This is a genomic window from uncultured Kriegella sp., from assembly GCF_963975415.1.
In the GTDB taxonomy this organism is placed as follows: Bacteria; Bacteroidota; Bacteroidia; order Flavobacteriales; family Flavobacteriaceae; genus Kriegella.
On record NZ_CAXBGN010000003.1, the window covers coordinates 498256 to 523708 of the forward strand.

Consider the following 25453-nt stretch of genomic DNA (forward strand, 5'->3'; position numbering starts at 1 on the left):
TTTTAGGCTTCTGGTTTCGGGTTTCTTCGCTTATGGGTTTGTCTTAGCTCGAACAGGTAAAGACAAAAGAAACAAGAAACTTTTAAAATCTGATGCTATTTACCTTTTATTTAACCCTTTTTGTTTCCTTTCTTTTTTGGCTTCTTTTCGGAGCGCTACGGCTGAAATATAGATGCTCACCTGATATAGTACGATTACGGGCACAGCAACTATGATTTGACTTGTTACATCTGGAGGCGTAATTACCGCAGAAAGAATAAGAACGACCACCAAGGCGATTTTTCGATATTTTTTAAGGATTTCAGGGGTGACTATGCCGACTTTGGTTAAAAAGAAAATAATAATCGGCAGTTCGAAAAGTACGCCACATGCTAAAACAGACGTCTTTATATTGCCCACAAAAGACTCGATATCAATATCATTTTTTACTAGTTCACTGACTTGGTAGGTACCCAAAAAGTTGATTGAAAGTGGTGCCACGACGTAGTAACCGAAAAGTACGCCCATAAAAAATAATAGCGAGGCTATTAAAATGAATCCCCTGGAATTCTGACGCTCCTTTTCATACAACCCTGGACTAATAAATTTCCATAGTTCGTATAGGATGTATGGGAAGCCTAAGATAACACCGGCCCAAACAGATGTCCAAATGTGCATTGAAAACTGTCCCGACATCTGTCGGCTCTGTATAACAAAAGGAAGTTTGTCGGCGCAAAAAGCGGAATCAAAGCCCAAATAGGTAGCGATATTACAAAATATACGGTAGGTGGGGAAGTCCATACTATAAGGCCCGAAAATGACCGTGTCAAAAATAAATCCCCGCATTAAAAAGGCTGCGCAGCCGATGATTACTACTGCAAAAACGGATCGGATCAGATGCCATCGAAGTTCTTCTAAATGGTCTAAAAACGACATTTCGTTATGAGGCTTGGTGTTTTTTTTCTTCGCCATTATAATATGCCTTCATTTATTAAATTATGTAGATGTACTACTCCCTTGTATGTTGTGCCATCAACGGCCAATAATTGTGAAATACCGCTATCTTGCATGAGTTCCAAAGCGCTTACGGCGAGTTCTTCGATAGCTACGGTTTTCGGATTGGATGTCATAATATCGCGTGCCGTCAATGTGCGAATGTCATCATATTTATTTAACATTCTGCGAATATCGCCATCGGTAATGACCCCCACAATTTTATTGTTATCTAAAACTGCCGCGACCCCTAACATTTTTTCAGAAATCTCAACGATGACCTGCTTTACGTCGGTTTTTAACCCGACGCTCGGTTTTTGATTGTTTTCGGCAATATCTGCAACCCGTAGGTAGAGGCGTTTGCCCAATGCACCTCCCGGATGGTATTTTGCAAAATCCTGACTTGTGAATCCTCTTAATTTTAATAAGCTGATGGCCAGGGCGTCGCCCATGACCAATTGTGCCGTAGTACTGGTAGTCGGAGCCAGATTGTTCGGGCAAGCTTCTTTTTCAACAAAGGTGTTCAGTATAAAATCGGCTTGATGCGCCAAAAACGAATCGGTATTTCCGGTCATTGCTATTAACTTGTTGGTTCCCCTTTTTATCAAGGGAACCAACATCTTTATTTCTGGGGTGCTTCCGCTTTTTGAAATACAGATGACCACATCATTTTCTTGAATGGTACCGAGGTCGCCATGAATGGCATCTCCGGCATGCATAAAAATGGCAGGGGTGCCGGTCGAATTCAAGGTGGCCACAATTTTAGTGGCTACGATTGCACTTTTGCCAATACCTGAAATAATAACCCTACCTTTAGACTTCAGAATGCAATCGACAGCATTGGCAAAATCGTTGGTCAATAGCGATGCTAAATTACCGATAGCTTTGCTTTCCATGTCAAAGGTTTGCTGCGCTAGGGCAAGAATGGTTTTACTATTGTTCAAGGTAATTGTTGAGTTAAGAATTGCAATACTAAAAGAATGTCTTATATTTAAGTTTACAAAACTACGTAAACTTAATTTTAAATAATATTTTAAGTTTTAGGAATTTATTATGGTACAATTTGTGTTTTGAAGTCTAAGATTCATTATCTTAATTGTACAATTAATTAGTATGGCTCCATGCCATGACTGAGCATATAATTTTAAATGATATTAAACGGAATGGAGTTGGAAGAGATTGATCTGCATGCCTCGTTAAAAAAATATTTTGGGTTTTCTCAATTCAAAGGTCTTCAAGAAGATGTAATAAAAAACACATTAGAAGGTAATAATACATTTGTTATCATGCCTACGGGCGGTGGTAAATCGCTTTGCTATCAGCTTCCTGCGTTAATGCAGCCTGGTACGGCTATAATAGTTTCCCCGCTAATTGCACTTATGAAAAACCAGGTCGATGCCATTCGCGGTGTTTCTTCTGAAAATGGTGTGGCCCACGTGTTGAATTCATCCCTGACAAAGACTGAAATAAAACAGGTTAAGGAAGATATACTTAATGGTATAACGAAACTTTTGTACGTAGCCCCCGAATCTTTGACCAAAGATGAATATGTTGAATTTTTGCAGTCGCAAAAAATATCTTTTGTGGCGGTTGATGAGGCCCATTGTATTTCAGAATGGGGGCATGATTTTAGACCTGAATATAGAAACTTGAAGAATATTGTGAACCGATTGGGCGACAATATTCCGATTATTGGGCTGACTGCTACGGCAACTCCTAAAGTGCAGGAAGATATCATCAAGAATTTGGGTATTACCGATGCCAAGGTCTTTAAAGCATCGTTCAATAGACCGAACTTGTATTATGAGATTCGACCAAAAACCGCTACTGTTGATAGTGACATCATTCGATTTGTAAAGCAAAATTCGGGTAAGTCTGGTATTGTTTATTGTTTGAGTAGAAAGAGGGTCGAAGAGTTGGCGCAGGTGTTGCAGGTGAATGGAGTGAGTGCCGTACCCTATCATGCAGGTTTTGATGCGAAGACAAGATCGAAATATCAAGATATGTTTTTGATGGAAGATGTTGATGTGGTTGTGGCAACAATTGCATTCGGAATGGGTATTGATAAGCCCGATGTGCGTTTCGTTATTCATCATGACATACCTAAGAGTATTGAAAGTTACTATCAGGAAACAGGAAGGGCCGGCAGAGACGGAGGTGAGGGTCATTGTCTTGCTTTTTATGCCTATAAGGATATTGAGAAGTTGGAAAAATTTATGTCGGGAAAGCCAGTTGCCGAACAAGAGATTGGCAATGCGCTGCTTCAAGAAGTAGTGGCCTATGCCGAAACTTCAATGTCCCGCAGAAAGTTTATGTTGCATTATTTTGGGGAGGAATTTGACGAGATTAATGGAGAAGGGGCAAAAATGGATGACAACACCAGAAACCCCAAAGCCAAAGAAGAAGCCCAAGACAATGTCGCTAAGCTTATTAAGGTAGTAAAGGATACCAGCGAAAAATTTAAATCGAAAGAGATTGTAAAAACACTTACTGGAAAAGTAAATGCCCTTATTTCGTCGCACAAAACGGATACAAAAGAAGTTTTTGGTTCGGGTGCCGACCATGACAAGTACTATTGGATGGCATTGATTCGTCAAGTATTGGTGGCTGGGCTTTTAAAAAAGGAAATAGAACAGTACGGTATTTTACATGTAACCCAGAAGGGGCACGATTTCTTGAAGAAACCGCGTTCTTTTATGATGACTAAAGACCATTCATATTCGGGCGATAAGAATACAGCGGTCACAGCGGCTTCAAGTGGGGTTTCCGACGAAAAACTACTCAAGCAATTGAAGGATCTTCGCAAAGCCCAAGCTAAGAAATTAGGGGTTCCGCCTTTTGTGGTTTTTCAAGACCCGTCATTAGAGGATATGGCGTTGAAATACCCCATTTCAATGGATGAGCTTATTAATATTCATGGGGTAGGCGAAGGCAAAGCTAAAAAGTACGGTAAGCCTTTTGTAGCATTAATTTCTTCTTATGTTGAAGAGAACGAGATTATTCGTCCCGACGATTTGGTGGTAAAAAGTACCGGAGCCAATTCAGGTTTAAAATTATACATCATACAAAATGTGGACAGAAAATTACCATTGGATGATATTGCATCTGCCAAGGGCTTGAATATTTCTGAGCTGATAAAGGAGATGGAGCAAATCGTGTTCAGTGGCACTAAATTGAATTTAGGCTATTGGGTCGATGAAGTGCTTGATGAAGACCAGCAAGAAGAAATACATGAATATTTTCTGGAAGCGGAAACTGATAACATTGAAGACGCTCTTCAAGAATTTGATGGAGACTATGAGGATGAAGAACTGAGATTGTACCGCTTAAAATTCATTAGCGAGGTCGCGAATTAATACGCGCCCACCACGGCGATTGTATCGTATTGGGCGGCTTGGCCTTGCTTAGGTGCTGGTGCCAATGATAGCTTCTAGCGTACAGGCTTTTGCAACAATTGTAGTGTCATTTGATCGGCATCGAGTTTGGCGGTAATACCAATGGGGAATGTAAAACTACTTTTGATATGCCCAAAGCTCATTCCGTATATTGCTGGAATATTCAGGGGTTTTATTCGGTCTAGTAATACTTCCTTTAAATTAAAAGAAAGTGGGTTTGTAGAAGTGTTACAGCCCGCGCAGACTCCAAAGATAATTCCTTTTGCTTTTGAAAATGTTGGGCCCGCAATCAATTGGGTCAACATACGGTCGATACGATAGGGTGCCTCTTCAACATCTTCTATGCATACAAGGGCGTCGGTAAAGTCTATCTCGTGAGGTGTGCCAATTAATGCATTGATCAGTGTAAGGCTGCCCCCGACTAATTTTCCGGTGGCTTTTCCTTTGGTAATCGTATAACGGTCGTACTCTGGGTTTCCTTTTATATCGTCGTCTGTAAGAATTGAATTGGTAATAATTTGTTGGTTTTGTGGGTGTATAACTACCCGTTGTAACTGCCCGATACTGTATGGATCGTTTAAGGTACTCCCGACAGGGCCGTGAAAAGTAACTAGGCCTGTTTCTTGATGTATGCCATTTAAGAGCGCTGTCACATCGCTAAATCCGATTAAAGCTTTGGGGTTTTTTTGAATGCTATCATAATCGATCATATGCATAATTCGGGTACAACCATAGCCACCGCGAGCGCACAGAATACCGTCGACATCATCGTTGCTGAACATCTCGTTAAGATCTTGGGCCCTTTCAGTGTCGGTATTACTGAAATACCCATAATTTGATAAAATTCGGTTCGTATGAAAGGGGATAAACCCCATGGCCTTAAGGGTTTCTTTCGCCGCTTCTAAAATAGTACCTTCAATGGCATAACCTGGGGCAATCAAACCTATAGTGTCGCCCTTTTTCAGCCTTTTCGGAAGTAACGTTTCACGAATTGGTTTTCTAGGGACATGGGCATATGTATTTCCGACAATTAGTGTCGCTACTGAGAACCCTAATGTGGATGCAATAAATCGTCTTCTTTCAAGGGGCATATCTGATATTTATGGCATTTAATTTACTTATTAATTAATTGATTAGCGGGGTGATATGAAAAATGGTAATTTTAGTCTTTGAAATGTGAGAATAAATTGACGTAAATTTGCGTTATATCTTTAATATGAGCTAAAGGGGTGAAATTTGATCAAGTCTTATGAAATAGATTTTTCATCTATTGAGTCCCTACTATGTAAAATATTTTTTCAATACTTTTTTAATTTCCGAATCGTTATGGTCATAAAATAAGGTCATTTTTAACAAGAAATATAGTTTGCATAGTCATTTACTTATAGTTGTGAATTCCCAAAATATATAGCATTATGAATCCCCCACGAGACCATGAAAGAGAATTAGAAAGGCTTAGGCTTTTAGAATCTTATTCCATTCTTGACACCCTGCCCGAAATTGAATACGATAACTTGACGACCCTTGCGGCCGAAATATGCAACATGCCTATTTCATTGGTTAGTCTCCTTGATGATAAGCGACAATGGTTTAAATCTCATTTGGGGATTGATGCCACAGAAACCCCAAAAGAGTATGCTTTTTGCGGTCATGCCATAAATGCAACTGATAAAGTTTTCATGATTGAAGATGCTAGGGAAGATGAGCGGTTTCATGACAACCCTTTGGTTACGAATGAACCCCATGTAATTTTTTATGCCGGTGTACCTCTCAAAAATTCAGAGGGATTGCCGCTTGGAACGCTTTGTGTTATAGACAATAAACCAAACCGGCTGAGCAAGGGCCAAATCAATGCCTTGAGTATTCTGTCGGATCAGGTAATGAATCTTTTAGAGTCAAGAAAGTACAAGATGGAATTGGAAAGGGCAAACAAAGAGCTCAAGGCCAACAATGGTGAATTGGAAAGATTTGCCTACGTGGCGGCCCATGATCTTAAATCGCCCCTAAATAATATCTCCGCTTTGGCAGGATATTTGGAAAAGGATTATGGGGCAACGATGGATGCTAATGGCCGTACACTCATAAAACTGATTAAAAATTCGTCGGATACCCTCAAAAATTTAATTACGGGCTTGCTCGATTACAGTAAATCAGGTGAGTTGAGTAAAGATGATTATTCGCAAATCAATTTAAAGGTTTTAAGGGAAGACATCGCCGGACTCTTCTCGGCACAATTTGATTGTGCTATTCATCTCAAATCTGATCTGGAATATATCGTCGCGAACAAAACCGCTATCGAACAGATTTTGATAAATCTTTTGGCAAATGCTCTTAAGTATAGTGATAAAGAACATACGGAAATTGAATTGGAAATCAAAAAGGTGAAAATCGGATATCAAATATCGGTAAAGGACAATGGACCTGGAATCTTAAAGAAAAACCAAGTGAAAATTTTCCAAATATTCGAAACACTTTCCAATAAAGATAGATTAGGGCGTCCTGGGAACGGTATAGGTCTCGCAACCGTAAAAAAAGTCGTTGGAAATTTAGGGGGTGAAATTTTTGTTGAGTCTGAAATCGGTGAAGGCTCAAAATTTGTCTTTACCATCGCAGATTGAATGGTTTGATCGAGGCTAGTAGATTTTTTCCGATAGAATAGATTCAACATTGATTTTAGAAAGAGGTCTTTCAAAAAGACCCGATACCAACTCATGTGAGCGTGCCTTCTCACGGGCCATTGCACTGGTGAAAGTTGATAACACATAGATTGCAACCTTATTTCTCGGGTACTTTATCTTTTTAAGTCTTGATAGAAACTCCCAACCGTCCATACCGGGCATATTTAGGTCTAATAGTATAATATCTGGGATATTTTGTTTTTTTTGAAGTGAATCTATAAAATTTGCCAAACCCATTTCAGCACTATCAAATGAAAAAAGCTCACATGTAATTGTAGATTGTTGAAGCACCATTTTTGTGGCGAATTCCGATACCATATTATCATCAATAATGTATACAACAGTTTTCATGTGCTAAAGATAATTTTTTGAGCGGATGTTAAAGGTTCAATTGTTAAAAAATAATTTGACCGACTTTTTGCAAAAGATATTTAGTCTTTTAGAGTTTCCGGAAAGTAATAGGAATGTGAAGAAGATTCAATGGTTTTTTAAATCGTATAATAGTGGCACGTTGAATAAAGTATGAGTTACGGGAAATCAAGACCTAATAGATTCTTTATTTAAGAAATCGTATAAAACAAAAAGAACCAATTCTTTCCAATCGGTTCTTTTAAATAATTTTCGGTTAAAAGGTGTCAACGCCCTGCCGCGCCGCCGGTAGATTTCGTACGCCTTAATTGGCGTTGTATTTTCTTAATCGCCGATTCTATAGATTTCTCAGGTTCAATAATATTGTATTCACCCCAAAAGTCGGGATCTGTAAAACCAATGGCGGCATCTGCCAATATGATAGATGATTTGATACGCTGCTTTGATTTCGGAAATCCGTCAGCATTATTTTTTTCCCAATCCGTAACCGCCATTTCGCAAGTCATGCTATATACTGAATTAAACAGTCGTCTGTCCCAATTTATTTTGAACTCAAGCAGAACATTGCTATAACCATAATACCATCGACCATTTTTCTCTCGATAATCGACCCTGTAGGCTACATCAGTTGGCCAGACATTGGCATTTCTAGGCTTTTTACGAACAAATAACCTTGCGGCCATGTCACGATCTGTAATGTTGAGGGAGTAAATAGCGCTGGTCAGAATTTTCTTGTTGGCATCTATGTATAGTTTTCCCTGGTACAAAGGATCGATAATATTTTCTCGCTGCTTGAAATTAATAACATAAATAAGTTTGTCGTTTACTTGTGTCGAACGATCGAATTCGAAAACGTAATTATTTAATGATTCTTCCGCAAAAATATATTCCGGATACTTCATAATATCGACAAAAAGTGCATTGAACGGGCCACCTTGTAGTTTTAAGGCGATAGTGTCAAGTTTGTCGTAATCGGTACTTTTTCTAGCCTTGTATAATTGTACGGCATCTTTGCGCAGTGAAGTGTAGGGGGCTTTGTAAATGTTTACAACAGCCTCTGAAAGGGATACATTTTTTCTTCTCTTTTTGATTGTTTCCCGATAAAAGGCAGTCATTAAAGTAGGGTCTTCAAAATAGTTCTCGCCTTTCTTTTTCAAAGTTTCCCTGACCAGTGCACCGGCATCTTTAGGGATGGCAATGTTGACCTCTGAAAGTTCGGTTATGGAAATTTCCATTGCTATCCGGTTCTTTCCATCCTTAAAATCGGATAGGGGCAGGGATACATCCTTATATCCCAAAAAGGAGACCAAAACATTCGCTTCTTTCATCGTAGGAGGGACTTTTAGTAGAAATGTTCCTTCAGTATTCGATATCGTACTAATGTTGGTACCTTCTACGGTCAACGTAGCAAAGACCAAAGGTTTTTTTGTATTCGCATCGATGACTTCGCCCTTATATTCTGTAAACGCTATGTCATCTTCCTGTAAATCGTCTTGAAAGAAAGCAGAGGCCTGAGGAATTCCCCCTACTCCTAAGAGCATTAGAAACAAGAATAGCGTGCCCAGATATTTTTTTTGTACCTTAAACCTAGTATGTGCCATGGTCCGAGTGTTTATTTGAGTTGTTTCATCCTAAGTTAATGATTTTTAATCATATATAGTGTTAAAGTAACGATAATAAAACGAACTCTCAGCCTAGAATTTTAGCCCTCATTTAATATTGGCTTTAGGCGTCATCGTGTGTTTTTGAAGAGGTTGAGACCAGACGATGAATTTCCTTTAGTTCAGCTTCGGTGAGATTTCTCCATTTACCGACAGGGATATCCAATTTGATGTTCATGATACGTATACGCCTTAGTTTCTTTACGCGATAGCCCAAATACTCACACATACGTCGAATTTGTCTGTTCAGACCCTGCGTGAGAACAATTTTGAATTGGTAGGGATTGATTTCCTCCACTTTGCATTTTCGGGTAACGGTATCTAAAATAGGAACTCCGCTACGCATTTTTTCTAAAAAAACAGGAGTAATCGGTTTGTCTATGGTTACCAAATATTCTTTTTCGTGATGGTTTCTTGCCCTTAATATCTTATTGACAATATCACCATCGTTGGTCATAAAAATAAGTCCTTCACTAGGCTTGTCCAACCGACCAATAGGGAAAATACGTTTTGGGTAGTTGATAAAATCGACAATATTATCTTTCTCGACACCGGTATCGGTAGTGCAAACAATTCCCACGGGTTTGTTAAAGGCAAGGTATACCGGTTTTTCATTGGCTTTTGAAACGACTTCCCCATCGACGCATACTTTGTCTCCCGCCACTATTTTAGTGCCCATTTCCGGCACTTTTCCGTTGATGGTCACTCTGCCTTGATCGATAAGTTTGTCAGCTGCCCTACGTGAGCAGTAGCCTACTTCACTAAGGTATTTGTTGATACGGGTCGTTTGAGAATCTTGCACGTTCTTTATTTGGATGATGCAAATTTAGGAGATTCTATTTACTTGGCGCAACAATCTACTTTTTCAGCATCATTTTTAGGGTGAACCAGCCCAATACTATAATGATAACTCCCATAGTCATCCACAGCCACAGAGTGTCTTCAAAAATAGGGTTGATCTTTTTTGAGTCTTTTTTGGAAATATTTTCAGGCTGTCCTAAACGCAAGGTGGTTAGGTTTTCAGGTTTTTTGAAATTGACCTCTGAAACATCGTAGCGGGGCGGTTGTGCCAAAGGTTTGCCATAGGTCAAATAATAGACTGCAGGCTGTGAGAAACGAGCTAAAAGTTGATGTTTGTAGCCTTTGGTTTCGATTTTGCTTAAATGTAAGGGTTGGTTGTCGTGGTTGTCAATAACCAATCTTAACTTTTGAGTAATGGTACTTTTAAATTTAAATTCATTCGGAGCTATAGAAGTCAATGTCCCAGAGGTTAACTGGTTATATTGATATTTCCAGCCTTTTTCAGTTTCGACACTATCGATTAAATATTGTATTGAAATCGGCCTATAGTAATCAATCTTATCGGCCACATCAATTTTAAGGTAACTTAGAGGTGCCTTGTGGGCTAAGGTTATTTCAGTTTGTGTTTGTTTGGTACTTGTAAGTGGTTTAACTTTCATTTTGACCACTTCAACGTTAGTGTAATCGGCACTTTCAGAATGGGTTAGGCTAATTTTGGCCGATTCAAGGCTTGGTTTCTTGTCGCTTTTCAAACCCAAACGATAATAAGGGTATTGGGTTTTAGGAAAATCCAACCTTGAAAAGGTATAAGCTGTTTGTCCATTTTTTATGGCCAATATGCGATAATCTTCTAAGATGGTGTACCAATCTTTTTGATTTTGACTGCCTTGCAATACAACGTGCCAATCAAAGTTCGAATTGCCAAAATTCAATTTTATTCGGTTGATAGGTTTGGGCGTTGGAACAGCAAAGGTGAAATAATAGTAGTTTTCTTTTCTTGTGGTGTTTTGTAAAACAAAATCGACGTCTTCGATATTTGTTTTTTCATTACTTCGCTGTAAAAGGTAGGGAGCCTCAATGGTGTCATGTTCACGTGTTATTCCGTAAATACGAATGTCTGAAAGATTTTGGTTGACCTTTTCGAAAACAATGGATGGGATTTCAATGCTATGCCAATCTTCGGTAATTTCTTGCAACTCGATTTTTTGGTCATAGGTTGACATTTGTCCGAGTGAAATCCCGACAAATAAGAAAGAGGATAACAATGAAATTTTAGTTTTCATCTTCATGGATGGCAGGTTTGTATTTGTTGTACAGAAAAGAAATAACAAGCAACAGAACGCCCAGGGCAACAAAAACGATCGTTTTTGAAATGGTGTTTAATGAGGCGATATCGTAAAGGAAAAGTTTGAGCAAGGTGATGGCAAAAAGTACAATTCCTGAAATTCTCAGATATTTCCTTCGTTTCCAAATACCAAGACCAATGACGAACAGGGCGTAGGCGCCCCATAAAATGCTTAAGCCTAGTTTGTAAGATTGATCGGATCCGGAAAGGTCCATCCAATTGAGCAGTTCGCTACTAGCGATCCAAAGAGTCGCTGCATGCAGTAAAATTTCAAAAGGTTTTCCAAAGTTGATTTTCATAAATGGCGCTAGCACCAAACGATGTGTAGTAACTAATAAAAATGTAAAAAATGCAAGACTCAAATAACGTACGCCAATATGCCAAAAGGTAATTTCAAAATAGTCAGAGGAGCCTTTATTTAGATAACTTTCTCGCAATTCACTAAGCGTATACAGCGCAACCGTTAAAAAAACAATGACGGCGCCCAATTGTAACGTCATAGTAATAATACCCAAAATGCGTTCCCTTATTTTATATCTATTTACTAGAGCCAGAAGGCTTAAGAATAAAAGGGTGTAATTGATAAGAAAAATATTTTTGAAATCAATAAGGCTATAGTTGAATTCGAAATAGGTGTTTGACCCTTCATATAGGGAGATTTTCGAATCTTGATACAATTTTTCAAGGTAATAATCAATTTCAGTATAGAAACTGCCATATAGGGCAAGTAAAAAAAATAGTGGTAGAGCGAAAGACATTGTTTTATGAAAAAAACCACGCTTTAAATCTTTGGTCAATGTGTTTGTGGTGCGATCGATCCATATCATAAAGGCAAGGGTGGCAACAAACAACATTGATGATAAAAATTGGATGTTCATCAAAGAAGCTGCATGCAATTCTGAGTCATAGATGCCGTAATAAAAACTCCAATCATCGAGCAAACTTATAAAGCCCAATATCATGAGAGGGTAGGAAAGGAATCGGTAAAACAGAGTATTTTTCGATGTTCCGATCCAAAAAAGCAATGCTGCCCCAAAAGCCCATAATAGGGTTACCCAATTGCCGTTCAATTGAATTGGTACGGCAATGGTTAAAAAGACTAGTACCAAACCCGCTACCAGGCGAAATAGGTTGCGGTCCGCTAATTTTTTGCGAAAAATAAATGCGCAAATCCCGAAATGAATCACGGCGTTGCCCAATGTGAAAATGCCTAAAAGTTCTTTTCCTATTTCTTGATTGGCCAATAAATGATAGCCGAGGCCATAGAATAAAAATGAATTTAGAAGCAATAAAAAAATATCTGATTTTAAGAATGTTTCCGATTTCAAGAATTTGTATGCCAAAAATTGGGCATAAAAGATGGCAAAGAAGATAAAGAGAAAGATACAGGCTATCTTAAGATGCTCGTCGGGTTCATACGATATGACGCGCCATGAGCAATAAATTAGCCAGGTAAAACCAAAAGCGGAGAAGTAGAGTGATTTCCAATATTTTTTCAATGAAATGACTAAAATTCCGACATTGATTACTGCCATGTACCCAAATAATGATTCCGGGTTCCCAGAATCATAACTAAGCAAAAATGGCACTGCATAAGCACCTACCAGACCAATATGGGCGATGACTGGTTTGTTATAGTTCAATGCCGCTACAACCCCAAATATTGTAAAAAATAACATCATTAGAAAGGCCATGGTTTGTGGAAAAAGCTGATAAAAGCTAAAAGCCGCGAACGTTATAAAATATAAAATGGCCAAAGCGCCACTGACCAAGACAGCACTATAATTAGAATATTTGTTTTTTAATTTGATACCGAAACCCAATAAGCCAAGACCTGTCAAATATCCCATGACGATACGTGATAGCGGGCTAATCAAATCGTTGTCGATCGAGTACTTGGCGCCAATAGCTACACCTATAACGGTAATGGCAATACCTATTTTGTTTATGAGGTTCTCACCTATGAATTTTTCTAGGTTTGATTTGCCCGTCATCCGTTTTTTTCCAAGGGAGGCATCGTGGTGTCTTACAATCGTTGTTTCTTTAATGTCACCCTCTGAAAATGATGTATTTTTTACAGCTGGTTCAGGGTCATTTCTTTTTGTTTCTTTTGTGGCTTGCGATTTAGTTTCGACCCGTTTTGTCGCTATGTCGCTAGGGCTGTCTGAATTTTTCAAGTGCTCAATCTCTTTGTAGAGCGCCATAAGTTCTTTGGCAAACCCTTCTTGTTTGGTCAATAAAACCTCAAGTTTTTGATTAAGTTGCTCAATTCGGTTTTGGTGTTCGGTCATTTAAACTGGGTTTAATTCGAGGTCAAATTTGACAAAAGGAAAATTTTCGGAAGATATTCTTTACAACGGAATAGCCTTCGATTTATTGATTGACCAGTTGTAAATTTCAGCCCTATAGCTATAGCCATGGTTAAAAATACACAAATCCCTTCGGTTCTGTTTCACAACACTTTTTCAGGTATTTGATATTAATAGACCGGTGATGAATTTCGAGACATGCTTGCACAATATTGTTTTTGTCATTGAAGTCGGTCGATTTTGGTTAACCTATTTCTTGCCTTTTTGTTTTTTTCTTTTCAGCTCATAATCGTACAGGCCGCGGCCCAAGGCAGAAAGAAACGGGATTCCTATTTCTTCAAATTCATAAATGTCATCATTGAAAATGCCATTTCGGTTGACTAAAATGGTAGCCGTTAGTAGAAAATCAACATTGTTTTTTGAGTCTGTAATATATGCACAATCGGTAAGAGTGCCATAAGCAAAGCCTATCTTGTTGTATATTTTTATGTGTTCAGGAATTCGACTTTTGGTATCGCCGTATATGAAGAATTTGCCATAACCGTCGTAATAAATATCCTCGTTGTAACCGGCATTTCTAGGTAGGGTGCTCATTGCGGTCATTAAGAATTTACGCTGTACTTCGGTTATGTTGAACTGCTGATCCTTTGAAAACTGTTCGGGGAAAAGTAGTCGCTCTAAAACTCCGTGTTGGGCATCAATGGAGTAATAATTTTTAAGCCCAAAATCAAATGGCTTTTTAATAAGGGAATCATCTTCATAAAAGCCTATGCCTTTTTTTGTTCCCTGGATTTTCAAGGAATCGGCCGGAGTGTTTATAGTACCTTCGAAAACGGTGACGGTAGTGTCATTAAGATAAATGACCAGCGGTTTTGTTGTTATTTCATCGGCATCGTGCACACCGAGACGATGTGACAGACGAGCATGATTGATTCCTTTTTTTGTTAACCGATCATTAATGTCGTCCTGTCCTAAAAATTCCATCAATCTATTATTGGCTGCATTGTCACTAACAGCAAAAACTTTGGAAATTTCGGTTGCAAAGGTGGTCTCGAGCGAATCTCCTTCAATATAAAAACGAGTGTCTTTGGTTAGGGAGCCAATTTCATTTATTTTTTCCAAAGCTAGGGCTGCAATAGGTAGTTTGACCGTGCTGGCAGGATAGAAGTAGTTTTTATCATCGACTTGAAAGTCGTAGTCGGTAAAAATAGCTTTCCCATTAATACGGTCAATTTGGGTGTACCGAATTTGAATTTCATGTTGGCCGGCACTATCCATTACGCTTTTTATTCTGGGGTCTGGTGAACTCAGAACATGTTCTAACGGATTAATGATAGGCTTTACTGTTGCACAAGAACCTAGGCAATAGCAAAAACAAAAAAATAAAAGTCCCCTGATTATCATATGATTTGTTGTCGTTGGTCAACTTTGATAAACTTCCGCACGATGTGGTTTCAGGGTATCCCGAATTATGGTCATTTGGTTTTCATTAACGACCATAAAAGCTAAACTGTGCATGTCGCTCATGTGTTGGCAACCGGTAATATTTAGTTCCATTTGTTCGATGGTAATAAATTCTTTGAGATGCTTCTCATGGTGTTCCGCTGTATTTTTTGCTGCTGCACCCCTAAAGTCCCAAATTAATTTGATCTTTCTGTGATTGCTCATAAGCTCTTATTTCTGATGTTTTTGATACTTTTTCCAATACACAAGAGTATCGATTAAAAGTTATTATGTGTCATAAAAGTTTTTAATAGCCCCTTTTAAGCGTTGTAAAGTGATGATTTATAAGTTTTAGAAAAATAATGATGGCAAGTAGCCGTTTATGTCTCGTTTATTTGCAAGGTATTTTTTGCCTTGATGAAAAAAAGAAATTAAACTTGTTCAGTATTGAATTTTTCCAGTTTGTCATACTAATGTAGTAAATTAACCCCATGACCGTCAAAAATGTGTTAATGAAAGTTTATATTCCTTGTACACCATATTCTAATTAGTATTTTTGCCCGATGTTTTTTTTATTACAGAATAGAGAATTTCTTAGGTTGCGTAACATAGCTGTTGCAGTAATGGCTATGGGTGTGATTGTTTCGTGCAGTTCTTTATGGAAGGAAAGGGTAGATGATCAGCCCTTGGCCCGGGTTGGGGATGTGTATTTGTATAAAAAGGATATTTCACCCTTATTGGGTAAGGGCATATCGAAGGAGGACAGTACCTCGTTGGTGGTCAACTATATTAATAATTGGGCCTCAAAGCAGCTATTGCTTGCTAAGGCTAAAATCAATCTTCCCGAAGAGAAACTGGCCGAATTCAATGCTTTGGTATCGGATTACCGTACTGATCTTTACACTAGGGCGTATGCAGAGGCTTTGGTAGGGCAAGGAAGTGATTCTGTAGTAACCGAAGCACAGCTGCAAAGTTTCTATGAACAAGAGAAGGAAAATTTTAAGCTCAAAGAAAAATTGGTGAAGTTGCGCTTTATCGAATTGCCGGTTCAATTTATGGACAAGGGTACGGTAATCGAAAAAATGAAACGATTTGATGATGAAGACGTTTCATATTTAGACTCTATAGGCGTTCAATTTAAAAAGTTAAATTTCAACGATTCGATTTGGATAGGAATGTCAAGAGTACTCGAAGAAATACCGCCCCTGACTTTGGAAAACGAAGATCGATACTTAAAAAAATCACAATTTTTTGAATTGGAGGATTCATTAGGGGTATATTTGGGAAAGATTATCGATGTTCGTGAGGTCAATGATATTGCCCCCTTGTCGTTTATAGAGCCAACGATTCAACAGGTTTTGTTGAGCCGAAGGAAATTGAACTATATGCGAAGATTGGAAACAGAAATCATTGATGAAGCCACAAGGGAAAATGAATTTGAAGTATATACATATGATGAGGAGAACTAGTTTTTTAATGTGTTGTTTGGTCGTTTCAGCATTTGCCATGGGTCAGGAGTCGGGTCAGATTCCGGACACTCAAGTGGAGCCTGAGGAGCCCGTACTTCAAGCGGATATGGGGGTGGTAAAAGATACTTCTAAAACCTATAAGAAAATAAAACTTGATGGTATTGCGGCAGTGGTCGGTGATTATGTAATTCTTGATTCAGACATAGAAAAGACCCTTATCGACTTAAAAAGCCAGGGAGCTTCGACCGAAGACGTAACCAAGTGCTCGTTGTTAGGTAAATTGATGGAAGATCGTTTGTATGCCCATCAAGCGGTTCAAGACAGTCTTTTGGTATCCGACGATGAGGTAAGTGCTACAACAGATAGACAAATTCAAGGGTTTGTCGGTCAGATCGGTTCTATGGAGAAATTGTTGAAGTTTTACAAAAAGGAAGATGAGGTAAGCCTTCGTGAAGATATCAATAAAATCAATAAACTGCGCATGCTTTCTGAAAAAATGCAGCAGAGTATTATTTCCGAAATTGAGATTACTCCTGAAGAGGTAAGACAGTTTTACAACAAAATTCCAGAGGACGAACGTCCCGTATTTGGAGCCGAGATGGAAATTGCACAAATCGTAAAGCAGCCAAAGGCTACTGAGGAAGAAAAGCAAAAGGTTATCGATAAATTGAATGCTATCAAGGCTGACATTGAAGATAATGATGCAAGTTTTAGTGTAAAAGCGATTTTGTATTCAAAAGATCCCGGTTCGAAGCCTAATGGTGGTTTTATTGGTAGTGTGACCAAGCAATCGGGCTATGTGAAAGAATTTAAGGATACCGCTTTTAGTTTGAGGGAGGGTGAGATATCAGAACCTTTCGAGACGATGTTCGGGTATCATATCATCTATGTTGAAAAAATAAGAGGTCAAGAAATTGATTTACGCCATATTTTGATGCAACCGGAGATTTCTCAAGATAAATTGGACGAAGCAAAGAAAGAACTTGATAGTATCAGAAAGAATATTATTGATGGTAAGTTTACTTTTGCGGCGGCCGCGCTTAATTTCTCCGATGAAAAAGAAACCAAGTTCGATGGTGGCTTATTGCGAAATCCTATCGATTATGGATCTAGATTTGAGCTTACCAATATGGATCCTACTTTGTACAATCAAGTTCGAAATTTAAAAGATAATGATGTCTCCTATCCTATTTTAGAACAAGACCCTAGAGGGGGAGGTCCGAAATACAAAATTTTAAAGGTGACCAATAGGTACGATGAGCATGTTGCCGATTTTGCAAAAGATTACCTTAAAATTCAGAAACTGGCATTAACTGAAAAACAATTTAAAGCTATAAAAAAGTGGATGGACGAACACATTGACGATACATACATTAGCGTCAGCGATAGTAATCAAGCGTGTGATTTCGCCAATAATTGGGTCAAAGAATAAGTATGTCAGATGTAGCTGCAATTAAAAACCTTGTACAAAAACATGCCGACCTCAAGAAAGAAATCGCCAAGATAATTATTGGACAAGATGAGGTCGTAAACCGTATTTTACTTTCAATATATGTCGGTGGGCATTCTTTGCTTATCGGCGTTCCTGGTCTCGCTAAAACTTTGATGGTTAATACGATAGCCCAAACATTAGGCCTCGATTTCAAACGTATTCAGTTCACCCCGGACCTTATGCCCAGTGATATTTTGGGGAGTGAGGTATTGGACCAAAATAGAAACTTTAAGTTTATTCAAGGCCCTATTTTTTCCAATATTATTTTGGCAGATGAGATTAATCGTACGCCCCCGAAAACTCAAGCTGCCCTTCTAGAGGCAATGCAAGAGCGGGCGGTAACTATTGCCGGAAAGCGTCATGAACTAAAATTACCCTATTTCGTTTTAGCTACGCAAAACCCTATCGAACAAGAAGGCACATACCCCTTGCCCGAAGCACAGCTTGATCGATTTATGTTCGCAATTGAACTCAAATACCCATCAGTTGCTGAAGAAATGCAAGTTGTAAAAAGCACTACCAATGACGAAAAGCCAAAAGTCAATGTACTTTTCAACGCATCGGAAATTCTAGAGGTACAGCATTTGATACGAAGAATTCCCGTACCTGACAATGTTGTAGCGTACGCGGTGAAACTGGTAAACAGTACGAGGCCCAATCAACCTGGCGCTTCTGATTTTGTAAAACAGTTCATCGACTGGGGGGCGGGGCCTCGGGCTTCACAAAATTTGGTTTTGGGAGCAAAGGCAAATGCAGCCATAAATGGTAAATTCTCCCCAGATATCGAAGATGTTCAGGCCGTGGCCATGGAGATTTTAAGGCATCGAATCATTAAAAATTACAAGGCAGAGGCAGAGGGTATTTCCGAAGAAGATATTATCAATAAATTATTATAGCGATAAGGGTTTCGGATGGTCTGTTTTTCCTTGATGTTTCTTGACCTTAATTCTGATTTTTTAACAATAGAACACCACTCAATTCAATAATTCCTCAAAATAGCGGTAATAGTTTGCAAAAATTTTATTTGCCCCTTGGATTTTATTATTTTTATAGAATTTTAGTAACCAAAAACTTATAAGATAATGGCATTTGATATTGACATGATTAGGAAGGTTTACGCAAATATGGCCACGCGAGTAGATATGGCTCGCGATATCGTTGGTAAGCCGCTAACACTTTCCGAAAAAATTCTATATTCCCACTTGTGGGAAGGAAACCCCTCCAAGAAATTCGAACGGGGTAAGGACTATGTGGATTTCGCTCCTGATCGTATCGCGTGTCAAGATGCTACAGCGCAGATGGCTTTATTGCAGTTTATGCAAGCTGGTAAGAAGACTGTTGCCGTTCCGACTACGGTGCACTGTGATCACCTGATTCAGGCGAAGAGTGGTGCAGCTGCCGATTTGGTCTCGGCCAACAGCACGAGTGCCGAGGTCTTTGATTTCTTGGAATCGGTATCCAATAAATACGGAATTGGCTTTTGGAAGCCGGGAGCGGGTATCATCCATCAAGTAGTATTGGAAAATTATGCATTTCCTGGAGGTATGATGATCGGTACCGATTCGCATACGGTCAATGCCGGTGGATTGGGTATGGTAGCGATCGGGGTCGGTGGTGCCGATGCCGTAGATGTTATGGCGGGAATGGCCTGGGAATTGAAATTCCCTAAATTGATCGGGGTAAAATTGACTGGTAATATCTCAGGATGGACCTCTGCAAAAGATGTTATTTTAAAAGTTGCCGGGATACTTACTGTAAAGGGGGGCACTGGAGCCATTGTTGAATATTTTGGTGAGGGAGCAAAGAATTTATCCTGTACCGGTAAAGGAACCATTTGTAATATGGGAGCGGAAGTGGGTGCTACTACCTCTACTTTTGGCTATGACGATTCGATGGAGCGCTACTTAAGGGCTACTGATCGAAGTGATATCGCAGATGCCGCAAATGAAGTGAGAGAGTATTTAACTGCCGATCCAGAGGTGTATGCGAACCCAGAGGCCTATTTTGACGAAATAATTGAAATCAACCTCGATGAACTAAGACCGCATCTTAATGGTCCTTTTACTCCAGATTTGGCTACTCCGGTTGGCCAATTGGGGGCCAAGGCCAAAGAAAATGGTTGGCCTATTCAGGTCGATTGGGGACTAATCGGTTCGTGTACCAACTCTTCTTATGAAGATTTGACCCGGGCAGCTTCAATTGCTCAACAAGCGGTCGATAAGAAGATTAAACCAAAATCAGATTTCGGGATCAATCCTGGTTCCGAACAAATACGCTTTACGGCGGAAAGGGATGGTCTGCTCCAAATTTTTGAAAACCTTGGAGCAACGGTCTTTACCAATGCTTGTGGTCCTTGTATTGGGCAATGGGATAGAAGTGATTTAAAAGGGGATGAAAAGAATACCATTGTGCATTCTTTTAACCGTAATTTCTCGAAAAGGGCAGATGGTAACCCAAATACCCATGCTTTTGTAGGTTCACCGGAAATGGTGGCGGCTATCGCTATATCTGGAAGGTTGGATTTTGACCCAATGAACGACACGCTTCTTAATGAAGAGGGGCAAGAGGTGAAGTTAGACGAGCCAAAGGGTATTGAACTGCCTCCTCAAGGCTTTGATGTAGAAGATGCCGGGTATTTAGCCCCTACCGAAGATGGTTCTGGTGTAGAGGTAAAGGTTAGTAAAACTTCTGAACGATTGCAATTGTTGAGTCCTTTTGTACCAATCAAACCTGAAGAGTTGCAAGGTGTGAAGTTATTGATAAAGGCCTTTGGTAAGTGTACTACCGACCACATTTCAATGGCGGGTCCGTGGTTGCGTTTTAGAGGGCATCTAGACAACATTGCCAATAACACTTTAATCGGTGCGGTAAACGCTTTCAATAAGAAGACCAACTTTGTAAAGAATCAGCTTACCGGTGAATATGGTGGAGTTCCTGATACGCAAAGGGCATACAAGGCAGAGGGAATAAGATCTATTGTAGTAGGAGATCATAACTATGGCGAAGGTTCTTCAAGAGAGCATGCAGCCATGCAACCTAGACATTTGGGAGTGGCCGTGGTGTTGGTTAAATCTTTTGCCCGTATTCATGAAACAAACCTCAAAAAACAGGGAATGCTAGGGCTTACCTTTGAAACTGAGAGCGATTATGACTTGATTCAAGAAGACGATACATTTAACTTTGTTGACATTGCAGATTTTGCACCGAACAAGCCATTGACCATAGAGTTGGTTCATGCTGACGGTAGTAAAGATACCATTGTAACGTTGCACACCTATAACGATGCACAGATCGGCTGGTTTAAAGAAGGGTCTGCCTTGAATGTTATTCAAAGAGAGAATGCCTAAAAAGGTGCCTTGAAGTAATTATAAAGCTCCCAATGGTCATCATTGGGAGTTTTTTTATTTTTTAGGGAAATGTTTTTGATAAAATGATGTATCCCGATCAATCGTGAATAATAATCCGTTTTAGTTTTGATTAAAATCGATTCATGTTGACCCAATAAGTAAAATCCGATCTTGTGAAAATAACAAAAAAGAAAGTACTGAATATATTGCCTATTTTGGTCGTACTCGCATTTTTTGTTACCCCATTGGGCTACTACGGGAAGGTGCTACTCAATAGGATATTTGCCTCAGAACCGACGATAATCCAGTCAACCAGTAGAAATCGTATTTCCGGTTATGATTGGAAGTTAAGGGATGAGAGCTCGGATTACTTAAATTTTAAAAAATCTCAAGGCAAGGTCGTCTTTATAAATTTTTGGGCAACTTGGCAGTTGCCTTCCGTGGCACAATTATATGACATTCAAGAGTTATATGATCAATATCATGATAAAGTAGATTTCTACCTTATTACTGATGAAGAAAGAACTCCTGTAGTTGAATTCATGGAAAAAAATGATTACACCTTTCCGGTTACCTACCAAATTATTGGAGAAAAGAGTCCCATTGCACTGCTTAAGCCTTCTGGGTCCTATATCTTAGACAAGAAAGGCTTTATTGTTGTTCACCAAACAGCCATATCGGATTGGGATAATACCAAAGTAACCACATTGTTAGATTCGCTGCTTTTGGAATAGCCGCTCTTTATAAAATTCGACAAGAAATATGTTGGTCACTAATAGGGCAAAGGCGTAGATAGTATCTTCAACAGGAATCGTAAATAGTCGAAACCCTATGTTCTCATCGTTGTTGTACCATACCACTTCATCTGCAATAAAACTTCCTGTAAGGGTACCATTGATGAGAAAGAAAGGCAAAAGAATCACTAAGAAAACTGGATAAAATCGGGCAAGCAATCGCGGATTCCACTTAAGAACTGCCAGGGTGCAAAAAAGTGCATAAAGAGAAACGGTAAAAGTGTACCATCGGTCGTGATAGGCAATACCGAGTACAACGAATAAGAAAGCAAGAAGAAGGGTTATAATTTTAGTGGTATGCTCCGAAAACCCCATATTGGGGAAATAATACAAGAGGGCATAATAGGTAAAAATACAGGCGTACGGAATGCAGATAAAAAATAGCCATTCTTCAATAGGGAGGCCCAGAATACGATAATTTAAATAATAGGCCTCGTTGAATCCCCAAAAACCATTGGCCGTAAATATGGTATCCCAAGGAATAAAAATCAGCATGGTGCTAAGCAGTGCCAAACCTATAGGTTTCCAACTACTGTATAATTTTAATTTAGGATGAAAACTGTACAAAAAAGGAATCGACAACGACCCGATATCCAGCAGAAGATAGAGATACTTCATTAGCCTTTCTTAAAATATTTGAAAGGTACCAGCAACATTCCGAAACATTCTCCGTCTTTTTTGCCTGCATGTTTATGATGCATTTTATGTGCCCTACGAACACCCTTGGCATAACGATTGGGGGCATCTCTAAATATTTTGAAGCGTTGGTGTATAAATATATCGTGAACCAAAAAATAGATGGCCCCGTACGCCATAATACCAAAGCCAATAGGCCAGCCGAACCAAAATCCATTGTAAGCGGCGGCACTAAAAAAAGACATACTTACTATAGCATAGAAGATAAAGAAGGTGTCATTTCTTTCGAACCAAGAATTGTGATCTTTTTTGTGGTGGTCCTTGTGAAGGCTCCATAAAAAACCATGCATCACGTATTTATGGGTAAACCACGCCATAAACTCCATTGTGCAGAAAGTTAAGAAAAAGATTAATATCCAATACCCTAATGCCATATTAGACCAAATTTAGTTTATAATTAAGATATGATTGGGCCAACAGTCCGATTTTATGGTGATTAGAAACCCTGATTCGGGTATTCATAATTTCCAAGGGTGGTGTCTTCTGTAATTTTCGCAATAAAGAATAATAATAGCGATAGGCCGTGTAAACCCCGAATTTCGCTTCGGTAGGCAATTGTAAGATTCCGGAATACCCTAGTTTGAAATCACTTTTTATTTCTTCAATTATTTTATTTTTAGAGACTTCGTCGAGTTTTGCTAAATCGGTAGATGGAAAATAGGAGCGGTTGAGACTCTCGAAATCAGCTTTTAAATCTCTTAAGAAATTAACTTTTTGAAAGGCTGAACCAAGAGCCATGGCTGAATCTTTTAATTTTTCATAGGTTTCATGATTTCCTTTTACAAATACCTGAAGGCACATCAACCCTACGACATCGGCTGACCCATAAATATATTCACGATACTCCTCATCTGTGAAATAAACGTTTTTGGTAAGGTCCATGCGCATACTTTTCATGAATGCATCAATAAGATGATATGGAATACCATAGGTGTGATAGGTGTGTTGAAAAGAGTTTAAAATCGGATTTAAACTTATTCTTTCCTCCAAGGCTTCTTTCAGATCCTCTTCGAATTTATCAAGTAGTTTCGCTTTGTCATAATTATGAAAAGAGTCGACTATTTCATCGGCAAATCGAACAAAACCATAAATATTATAGATATCTGATCGAATTGAACTGCCCAACATTTTTGTGGCCAAGGCAAACGAAGTACTGTAGGTTTTTGTAACCAGCTTGCTGCAATCGTAGGATACCATATCAAAAATCGATTTCATTCTGCTATAAATTATTTTTAGTGATCAATTCAGAAACCAATTTTCCTGATATCAAAGCGGGTGGAACACCAGGCCCGGGTACTGTAAGTTGTCCTGTGAAGTAAAGATTCTTTACTTTTTTGCTTTGCAATTTGGGCCTTAAAAAGGCTGTTTGGTCAAGTGTGTTGGCCAAACCGTAGGCATTTCCTTTATAGGCATTGTATTCTTCGATAAATTCATTTACACAGAAAGATCGTTTGAAAAGAATATGATGTGCTACTTCTTGATTCGTTTTTTCTTCAAATCTTTTCATTACAATGTTAAAATACTGTTCCCTTAACTCGGGAGTGTCGTCTAGGCCAGGTGCTATGGGTACCAGAAAAAAAGCTGTTTCACAGTTTTCGGGAGCCATACTTTTGTCGGTTACCGAAGGAAAATTTGCATAAAACAAGGGGTCTGAGGGCCATTGCGGATCATCATAAATTTCCTTGGCATGAGTGTCAAAATCTGAATCGAAAAAAAGGTTATGGTGGTTAACGTTTTTTAACTTTTTGTCGAAAGCAACGTAAAAAAGCAAAGAAGAAGGGGCAAAGGTCTTTTTTTGCCAATAACTTTCTGAATATTGCCGAAACTCTTCATTCAGTAGCGTTTCGGTATGATGATAATCAGCGCCGCTCAATATCACATCGGCATCGATCGATTTCCCATTGACTACTATGCCCTTCGATATTCCGTTTGTCACATTAATTTTTTCAGCCGAATGATTCGTGTGAATGGCAACGCCCAGTTCCTCCGCAAGACTTTGAAGCGCCTTGACTACCTCATACATCCCACCCTGGGGGTGCCATGTTCCCAATCCGAAATCTGCATAGTTCATAAAACTATAGAACGACGGGGTATTGCTGGGTTTTGCTCCAAGAAAAAGTACCGGGAATTCCAAAGCGGATATTAACATCGGATTCTTAAACTTTCTTCGTACTTCGGTACTTATCGTCTTAAAGAATTGGTCAACATTCAAAATGGTTTCTTTAGTTACCAACTCTAATGGTGAAATACCTGGTTTTAGTACTACTTTGTTAATGGCTATAGCGTAATTTTTTTGTGCCTTGGCAATAAATTTCATGAGGTGCTCGGCGCTTCCCCTTTCAATACGCTCAAATTCCTGACTAATCTTTTTCAATGTGTCTCCAATGGTAATCGAATTATCAGTAAAAAAAATCTTATACGCCGGATCTAATTTTTTTAATTCGTAATAATCGGAAGTTTTTTTGTTGAAGTCATTGAAAAAGGTTTCGAAAATGTCGGGCATCCAATACCAGCTTGGGCCCATATCAAATGTAAAGCCATCTGTTACCAATTGTCTTGCCCTGCCGCCTACCGTTCCGTTTTTTTCATATACGGAGACATTAAAACCCTGTTTGGCAAGGTAGCATGCCGCCGAAAGTGATGAAAACCCAGAACCGATGATGGCAACTTTTAAATTCATTT

21 protein-coding genes are annotated in these 25453 nt (G+C 39.0%); 7 read left to right on the forward strand and 14 right to left on the reverse strand.

What is annotated here, in order from left to right:
* Positions 1-99: 99 nt before the first annotated feature.
* Together tatC and AACZ88_RS08915 are read right to left on the reverse strand one after the other, a co-directional pair.
* Positions 100-951, reverse strand: coding sequence for a twin-arginine translocase subunit TatC (gene tatC, locus AACZ88_RS08910; RefSeq protein ID WP_339709073.1), 852 nt, complete (start codon positions 949-951; stop codon positions 100-102).
* Positions 951-1916, reverse strand: a complete 966-nt coding sequence (locus AACZ88_RS08915; protein WP_339709075.1) for a KpsF/GutQ family sugar-phosphate isomerase — start codon at positions 1914-1916, stop codon at positions 951-953. Before AACZ88_RS08915 ends, tatC begins: the two co-directional genes overlap by 1 nt.
* A gap of 219 nt (positions 1917-2135) precedes the next feature.
* On the opposite strand from AACZ88_RS08915, the gene AACZ88_RS08920 reads away from it, so the two are divergent.
* A complete protein-coding gene (locus AACZ88_RS08920; protein ID WP_339709309.1) occupies positions 2136-4328 on the forward strand; it encodes an ATP-dependent DNA helicase RecQ in 2193 nt (730 codons plus the stop codon).
* A gap of 74 nt (positions 4329-4402) precedes the next feature.
* Here AACZ88_RS08920 and AACZ88_RS08925 read toward each other — a convergent pair whose 3' ends face one another.
* Positions 4403-5458 (reverse strand): LD-carboxypeptidase, encoded by a 1056-nt coding sequence (locus AACZ88_RS08925; protein ID WP_339709077.1) that lies wholly within the window; start codon positions 5456-5458, stop codon positions 4403-4405.
* Between the two features lie 324 nt (positions 5459-5782).
* Between AACZ88_RS08925 and AACZ88_RS08930 the strand changes: the two genes are divergently transcribed.
* Complete coding sequence (locus tag AACZ88_RS08930; RefSeq protein WP_339709079.1) at positions 5783-6985, forward strand: GAF domain-containing sensor histidine kinase; 1203 nt, start codon at positions 5783-5785, stop codon at positions 6983-6985.
* Between the two features lie 15 nt (positions 6986-7000).
* On the opposite strand, the gene AACZ88_RS08935 is transcribed toward AACZ88_RS08930, so the two are convergent.
* The 7 genes from AACZ88_RS08935 to AACZ88_RS08965 form a co-directional block, all read right to left on the reverse strand.
* On the reverse strand, positions 7001-7396 hold the full coding sequence (locus tag AACZ88_RS08935) for a response regulator (protein WP_339709081.1): 396 nt from the start codon (positions 7394-7396) through the stop codon (positions 7001-7003).
* Positions 7397-7680: 284 nt separating this feature from the next.
* Positions 7681-9015 (reverse strand): carboxypeptidase-like regulatory domain-containing protein, encoded by a 1335-nt coding sequence (locus AACZ88_RS08940; protein ID WP_339709083.1) that lies wholly within the window; start codon positions 9013-9015, stop codon positions 7681-7683.
* A 124-nt stretch (positions 9016-9139) separates the two neighbouring features.
* Complete coding sequence (gene rluF / locus AACZ88_RS08945; protein WP_339709085.1) at positions 9140-9877, reverse strand: 23S rRNA pseudouridine(2604) synthase RluF; 738 nt, start codon at positions 9875-9877, stop codon at positions 9140-9142.
* Positions 9878-9932: 55 nt separating this feature from the next.
* Entirely contained in the window at positions 9933-11165 is a 1233-nt protein-coding gene (locus tag AACZ88_RS08950) for a DUF3999 family protein (protein WP_339709087.1), read from the reverse strand.
* Positions 11149-13512, reverse strand: coding sequence for a DUF2339 domain-containing protein (locus tag AACZ88_RS08955; RefSeq protein ID WP_339709089.1), 2364 nt, complete (start codon positions 13510-13512; stop codon positions 11149-11151). Before AACZ88_RS08955 ends, AACZ88_RS08950 begins: the two co-directional genes overlap by 17 nt.
* 267 nt (positions 13513-13779) lie before the next feature.
* On the reverse strand, positions 13780-14808 hold the full coding sequence (locus AACZ88_RS08960; protein WP_339709091.1) for a serine hydrolase: 1029 nt from the start codon (positions 14806-14808) through the stop codon (positions 13780-13782).
* 144 nt (positions 14809-14952) lie between these two features.
* Complete coding sequence (locus tag AACZ88_RS08965) at positions 14953-15198, reverse strand: hypothetical protein (RefSeq protein WP_339709093.1); 246 nt, start codon at positions 15196-15198, stop codon at positions 14953-14955.
* Between the two features lie 338 nt (positions 15199-15536).
* Between AACZ88_RS08965 and AACZ88_RS08970 the strand changes: the two genes are divergently transcribed.
* From AACZ88_RS08970 to AACZ88_RS08990, 5 genes are all read left to right on the forward strand, one after another.
* Positions 15537-16442, forward strand: coding sequence for a peptidyl-prolyl cis-trans isomerase (locus AACZ88_RS08970; protein ID WP_339709095.1), 906 nt, complete (start codon positions 15537-15539; stop codon positions 16440-16442).
* Positions 16426-17874, forward strand: coding sequence for a peptidylprolyl isomerase (locus tag AACZ88_RS08975; protein ID WP_339709097.1), 1449 nt, complete (start codon positions 16426-16428; stop codon positions 17872-17874). The genes AACZ88_RS08970 and AACZ88_RS08975 overlap by 17 nt, the downstream gene beginning before the upstream one ends.
* Before the next feature lie 2 nt (positions 17875-17876).
* The gene (locus AACZ88_RS08980; RefSeq protein WP_339709099.1) at positions 17877-18830 is read left to right on the forward strand and encodes a MoxR family ATPase; all 954 of its coding nucleotides are present in this window, start codon (positions 17877-17879) and stop codon (positions 18828-18830) included.
* Between the two features lie 186 nt (positions 18831-19016).
* Positions 19017-21281 (forward strand): aconitate hydratase, encoded by a 2265-nt coding sequence (locus tag AACZ88_RS08985; protein ID WP_339709101.1) that lies wholly within the window; start codon positions 19017-19019, stop codon positions 21279-21281.
* 173 nt (positions 21282-21454) lie between these two features.
* Positions 21455-22015 (forward strand): TlpA disulfide reductase family protein, encoded by a 561-nt coding sequence (locus AACZ88_RS08990; RefSeq protein WP_339709103.1) that lies wholly within the window; start codon positions 21455-21457, stop codon positions 22013-22015.
* Here the strand turns inward: AACZ88_RS08990 and AACZ88_RS08995 are convergent.
* Genes AACZ88_RS08995 through crtI form a run of 4 tightly spaced genes read right to left on the reverse strand, consistent with a single transcriptional unit; the run spans position 21992 to position 25451 of the window.
* Entirely contained in the window at positions 21992-22693 is a 702-nt protein-coding gene (locus AACZ88_RS08995; protein ID WP_339709105.1) for a lycopene cyclase domain-containing protein, read from the reverse strand. The genes AACZ88_RS08990 and AACZ88_RS08995 overlap by 24 nt on opposite strands.
* Positions 22693-23145 (reverse strand): sterol desaturase family protein, encoded by a 453-nt coding sequence (locus tag AACZ88_RS09000; RefSeq protein ID WP_339709107.1) that lies wholly within the window; start codon positions 23143-23145, stop codon positions 22693-22695. The genes AACZ88_RS08995 and AACZ88_RS09000 overlap by 1 nt, the downstream gene beginning before the upstream one ends.
* 1 nt (position 23146) lies before the next feature.
* On the reverse strand, positions 23147-23986 hold the full coding sequence (locus tag AACZ88_RS09005; protein ID WP_339709109.1) for a phytoene/squalene synthase family protein: 840 nt from the start codon (positions 23984-23986) through the stop codon (positions 23147-23149).
* A gap of 4 nt (positions 23987-23990) precedes the next feature.
* Positions 23991-25451 carry a phytoene desaturase family protein gene (gene crtI / locus AACZ88_RS09010; protein ID WP_339709111.1) on the reverse strand — a complete coding sequence of 487 codons (1461 nt, stop codon included), beginning with the start codon at positions 25449-25451 and terminating at the stop codon, positions 23991-23993.
* Positions 25452-25453 lie beyond the last annotated feature (2 nt).

Bases quoted from the DNA above. Each gene is read 5' to 3' on its own strand.
- tatC (WP_339709073.1), bottom strand. From the start codon at position 951: ATGGCGAAGAAAAAAAACACCAAGCCTCATAACGAAATGTCGTTTTTA.
- AACZ88_RS08920 (WP_339709309.1), top strand. From the start codon at position 2,136: ATGGAGTTGGAAGAGATTGATCTGCATGCCTCGTTAAAAAAATATTTT.
- AACZ88_RS08925 (WP_339709077.1), bottom strand. From the start codon at position 5,458: ATGCCCCTTGAAAGAAGACGATTTATTGCATCCACATTAGGGTTCTCA.
- AACZ88_RS08930 (WP_339709079.1), top strand. From the start codon at position 5,783: ATGAATCCCCCACGAGACCATGAAAGAGAATTAGAAAGGCTTAGGCTT.
- AACZ88_RS08935 (WP_339709081.1), bottom strand. From the start codon at position 7,396: ATGAAAACTGTTGTATACATTATTGATGATAATATGGTATCGGAATTC.
- AACZ88_RS08940 (WP_339709083.1), bottom strand. From the start codon at position 9,015: ATGGCACATACTAGGTTTAAGGTACAAAAAAAATATCTGGGCACGCTA.
- AACZ88_RS08950 (WP_339709087.1), bottom strand. From the start codon at position 11,165: ATGAAGATGAAAACTAAAATTTCATTGTTATCCTCTTTCTTATTTGTC.
- AACZ88_RS08955 (WP_339709089.1), bottom strand. From the start codon at position 13,512: ATGACCGAACACCAAAACCGAATTGAGCAACTTAATCAAAAACTTGAG.
- AACZ88_RS08960 (WP_339709091.1), bottom strand. From the start codon at position 14,808: ATGGATAGTGCCGGCCAACATGAAATTCAAATTCGGTACACCCAAATT.
- AACZ88_RS08965 (WP_339709093.1), bottom strand. From the start codon at position 15,198: ATGAGCAATCACAGAAAGATCAAATTAATTTGGGACTTTAGGGGTGCA.
- AACZ88_RS08970 (WP_339709095.1), top strand. From the start codon at position 15,537: ATGTTTTTTTTATTACAGAATAGAGAATTTCTTAGGTTGCGTAACATA.
- AACZ88_RS08975 (WP_339709097.1), top strand. From the start codon at position 16,426: ATGATGAGGAGAACTAGTTTTTTAATGTGTTGTTTGGTCGTTTCAGCA.
- AACZ88_RS08980 (WP_339709099.1), top strand. From the start codon at position 17,877: ATGTCAGATGTAGCTGCAATTAAAAACCTTGTACAAAAACATGCCGAC.
- AACZ88_RS08985 (WP_339709101.1), top strand. From the start codon at position 19,017: ATGGCATTTGATATTGACATGATTAGGAAGGTTTACGCAAATATGGCC.
- AACZ88_RS08995 (WP_339709105.1), bottom strand. From the start codon at position 22,693: ATGAAGTATCTCTATCTTCTGCTGGATATCGGGTCGTTGTCGATTCCT.
- AACZ88_RS09000 (WP_339709107.1), bottom strand. From the start codon at position 23,145: ATGGCATTAGGGTATTGGATATTAATCTTTTTCTTAACTTTCTGCACA.
- AACZ88_RS09005 (WP_339709109.1), bottom strand. From the start codon at position 23,986: ATGAAATCGATTTTTGATATGGTATCCTACGATTGCAGCAAGCTGGTT.
- crtI (WP_339709111.1), bottom strand. From the start codon at position 25,451: ATGAATTTAAAAGTTGCCATCATCGGTTCTGGGTTTTCATCACTTTCG.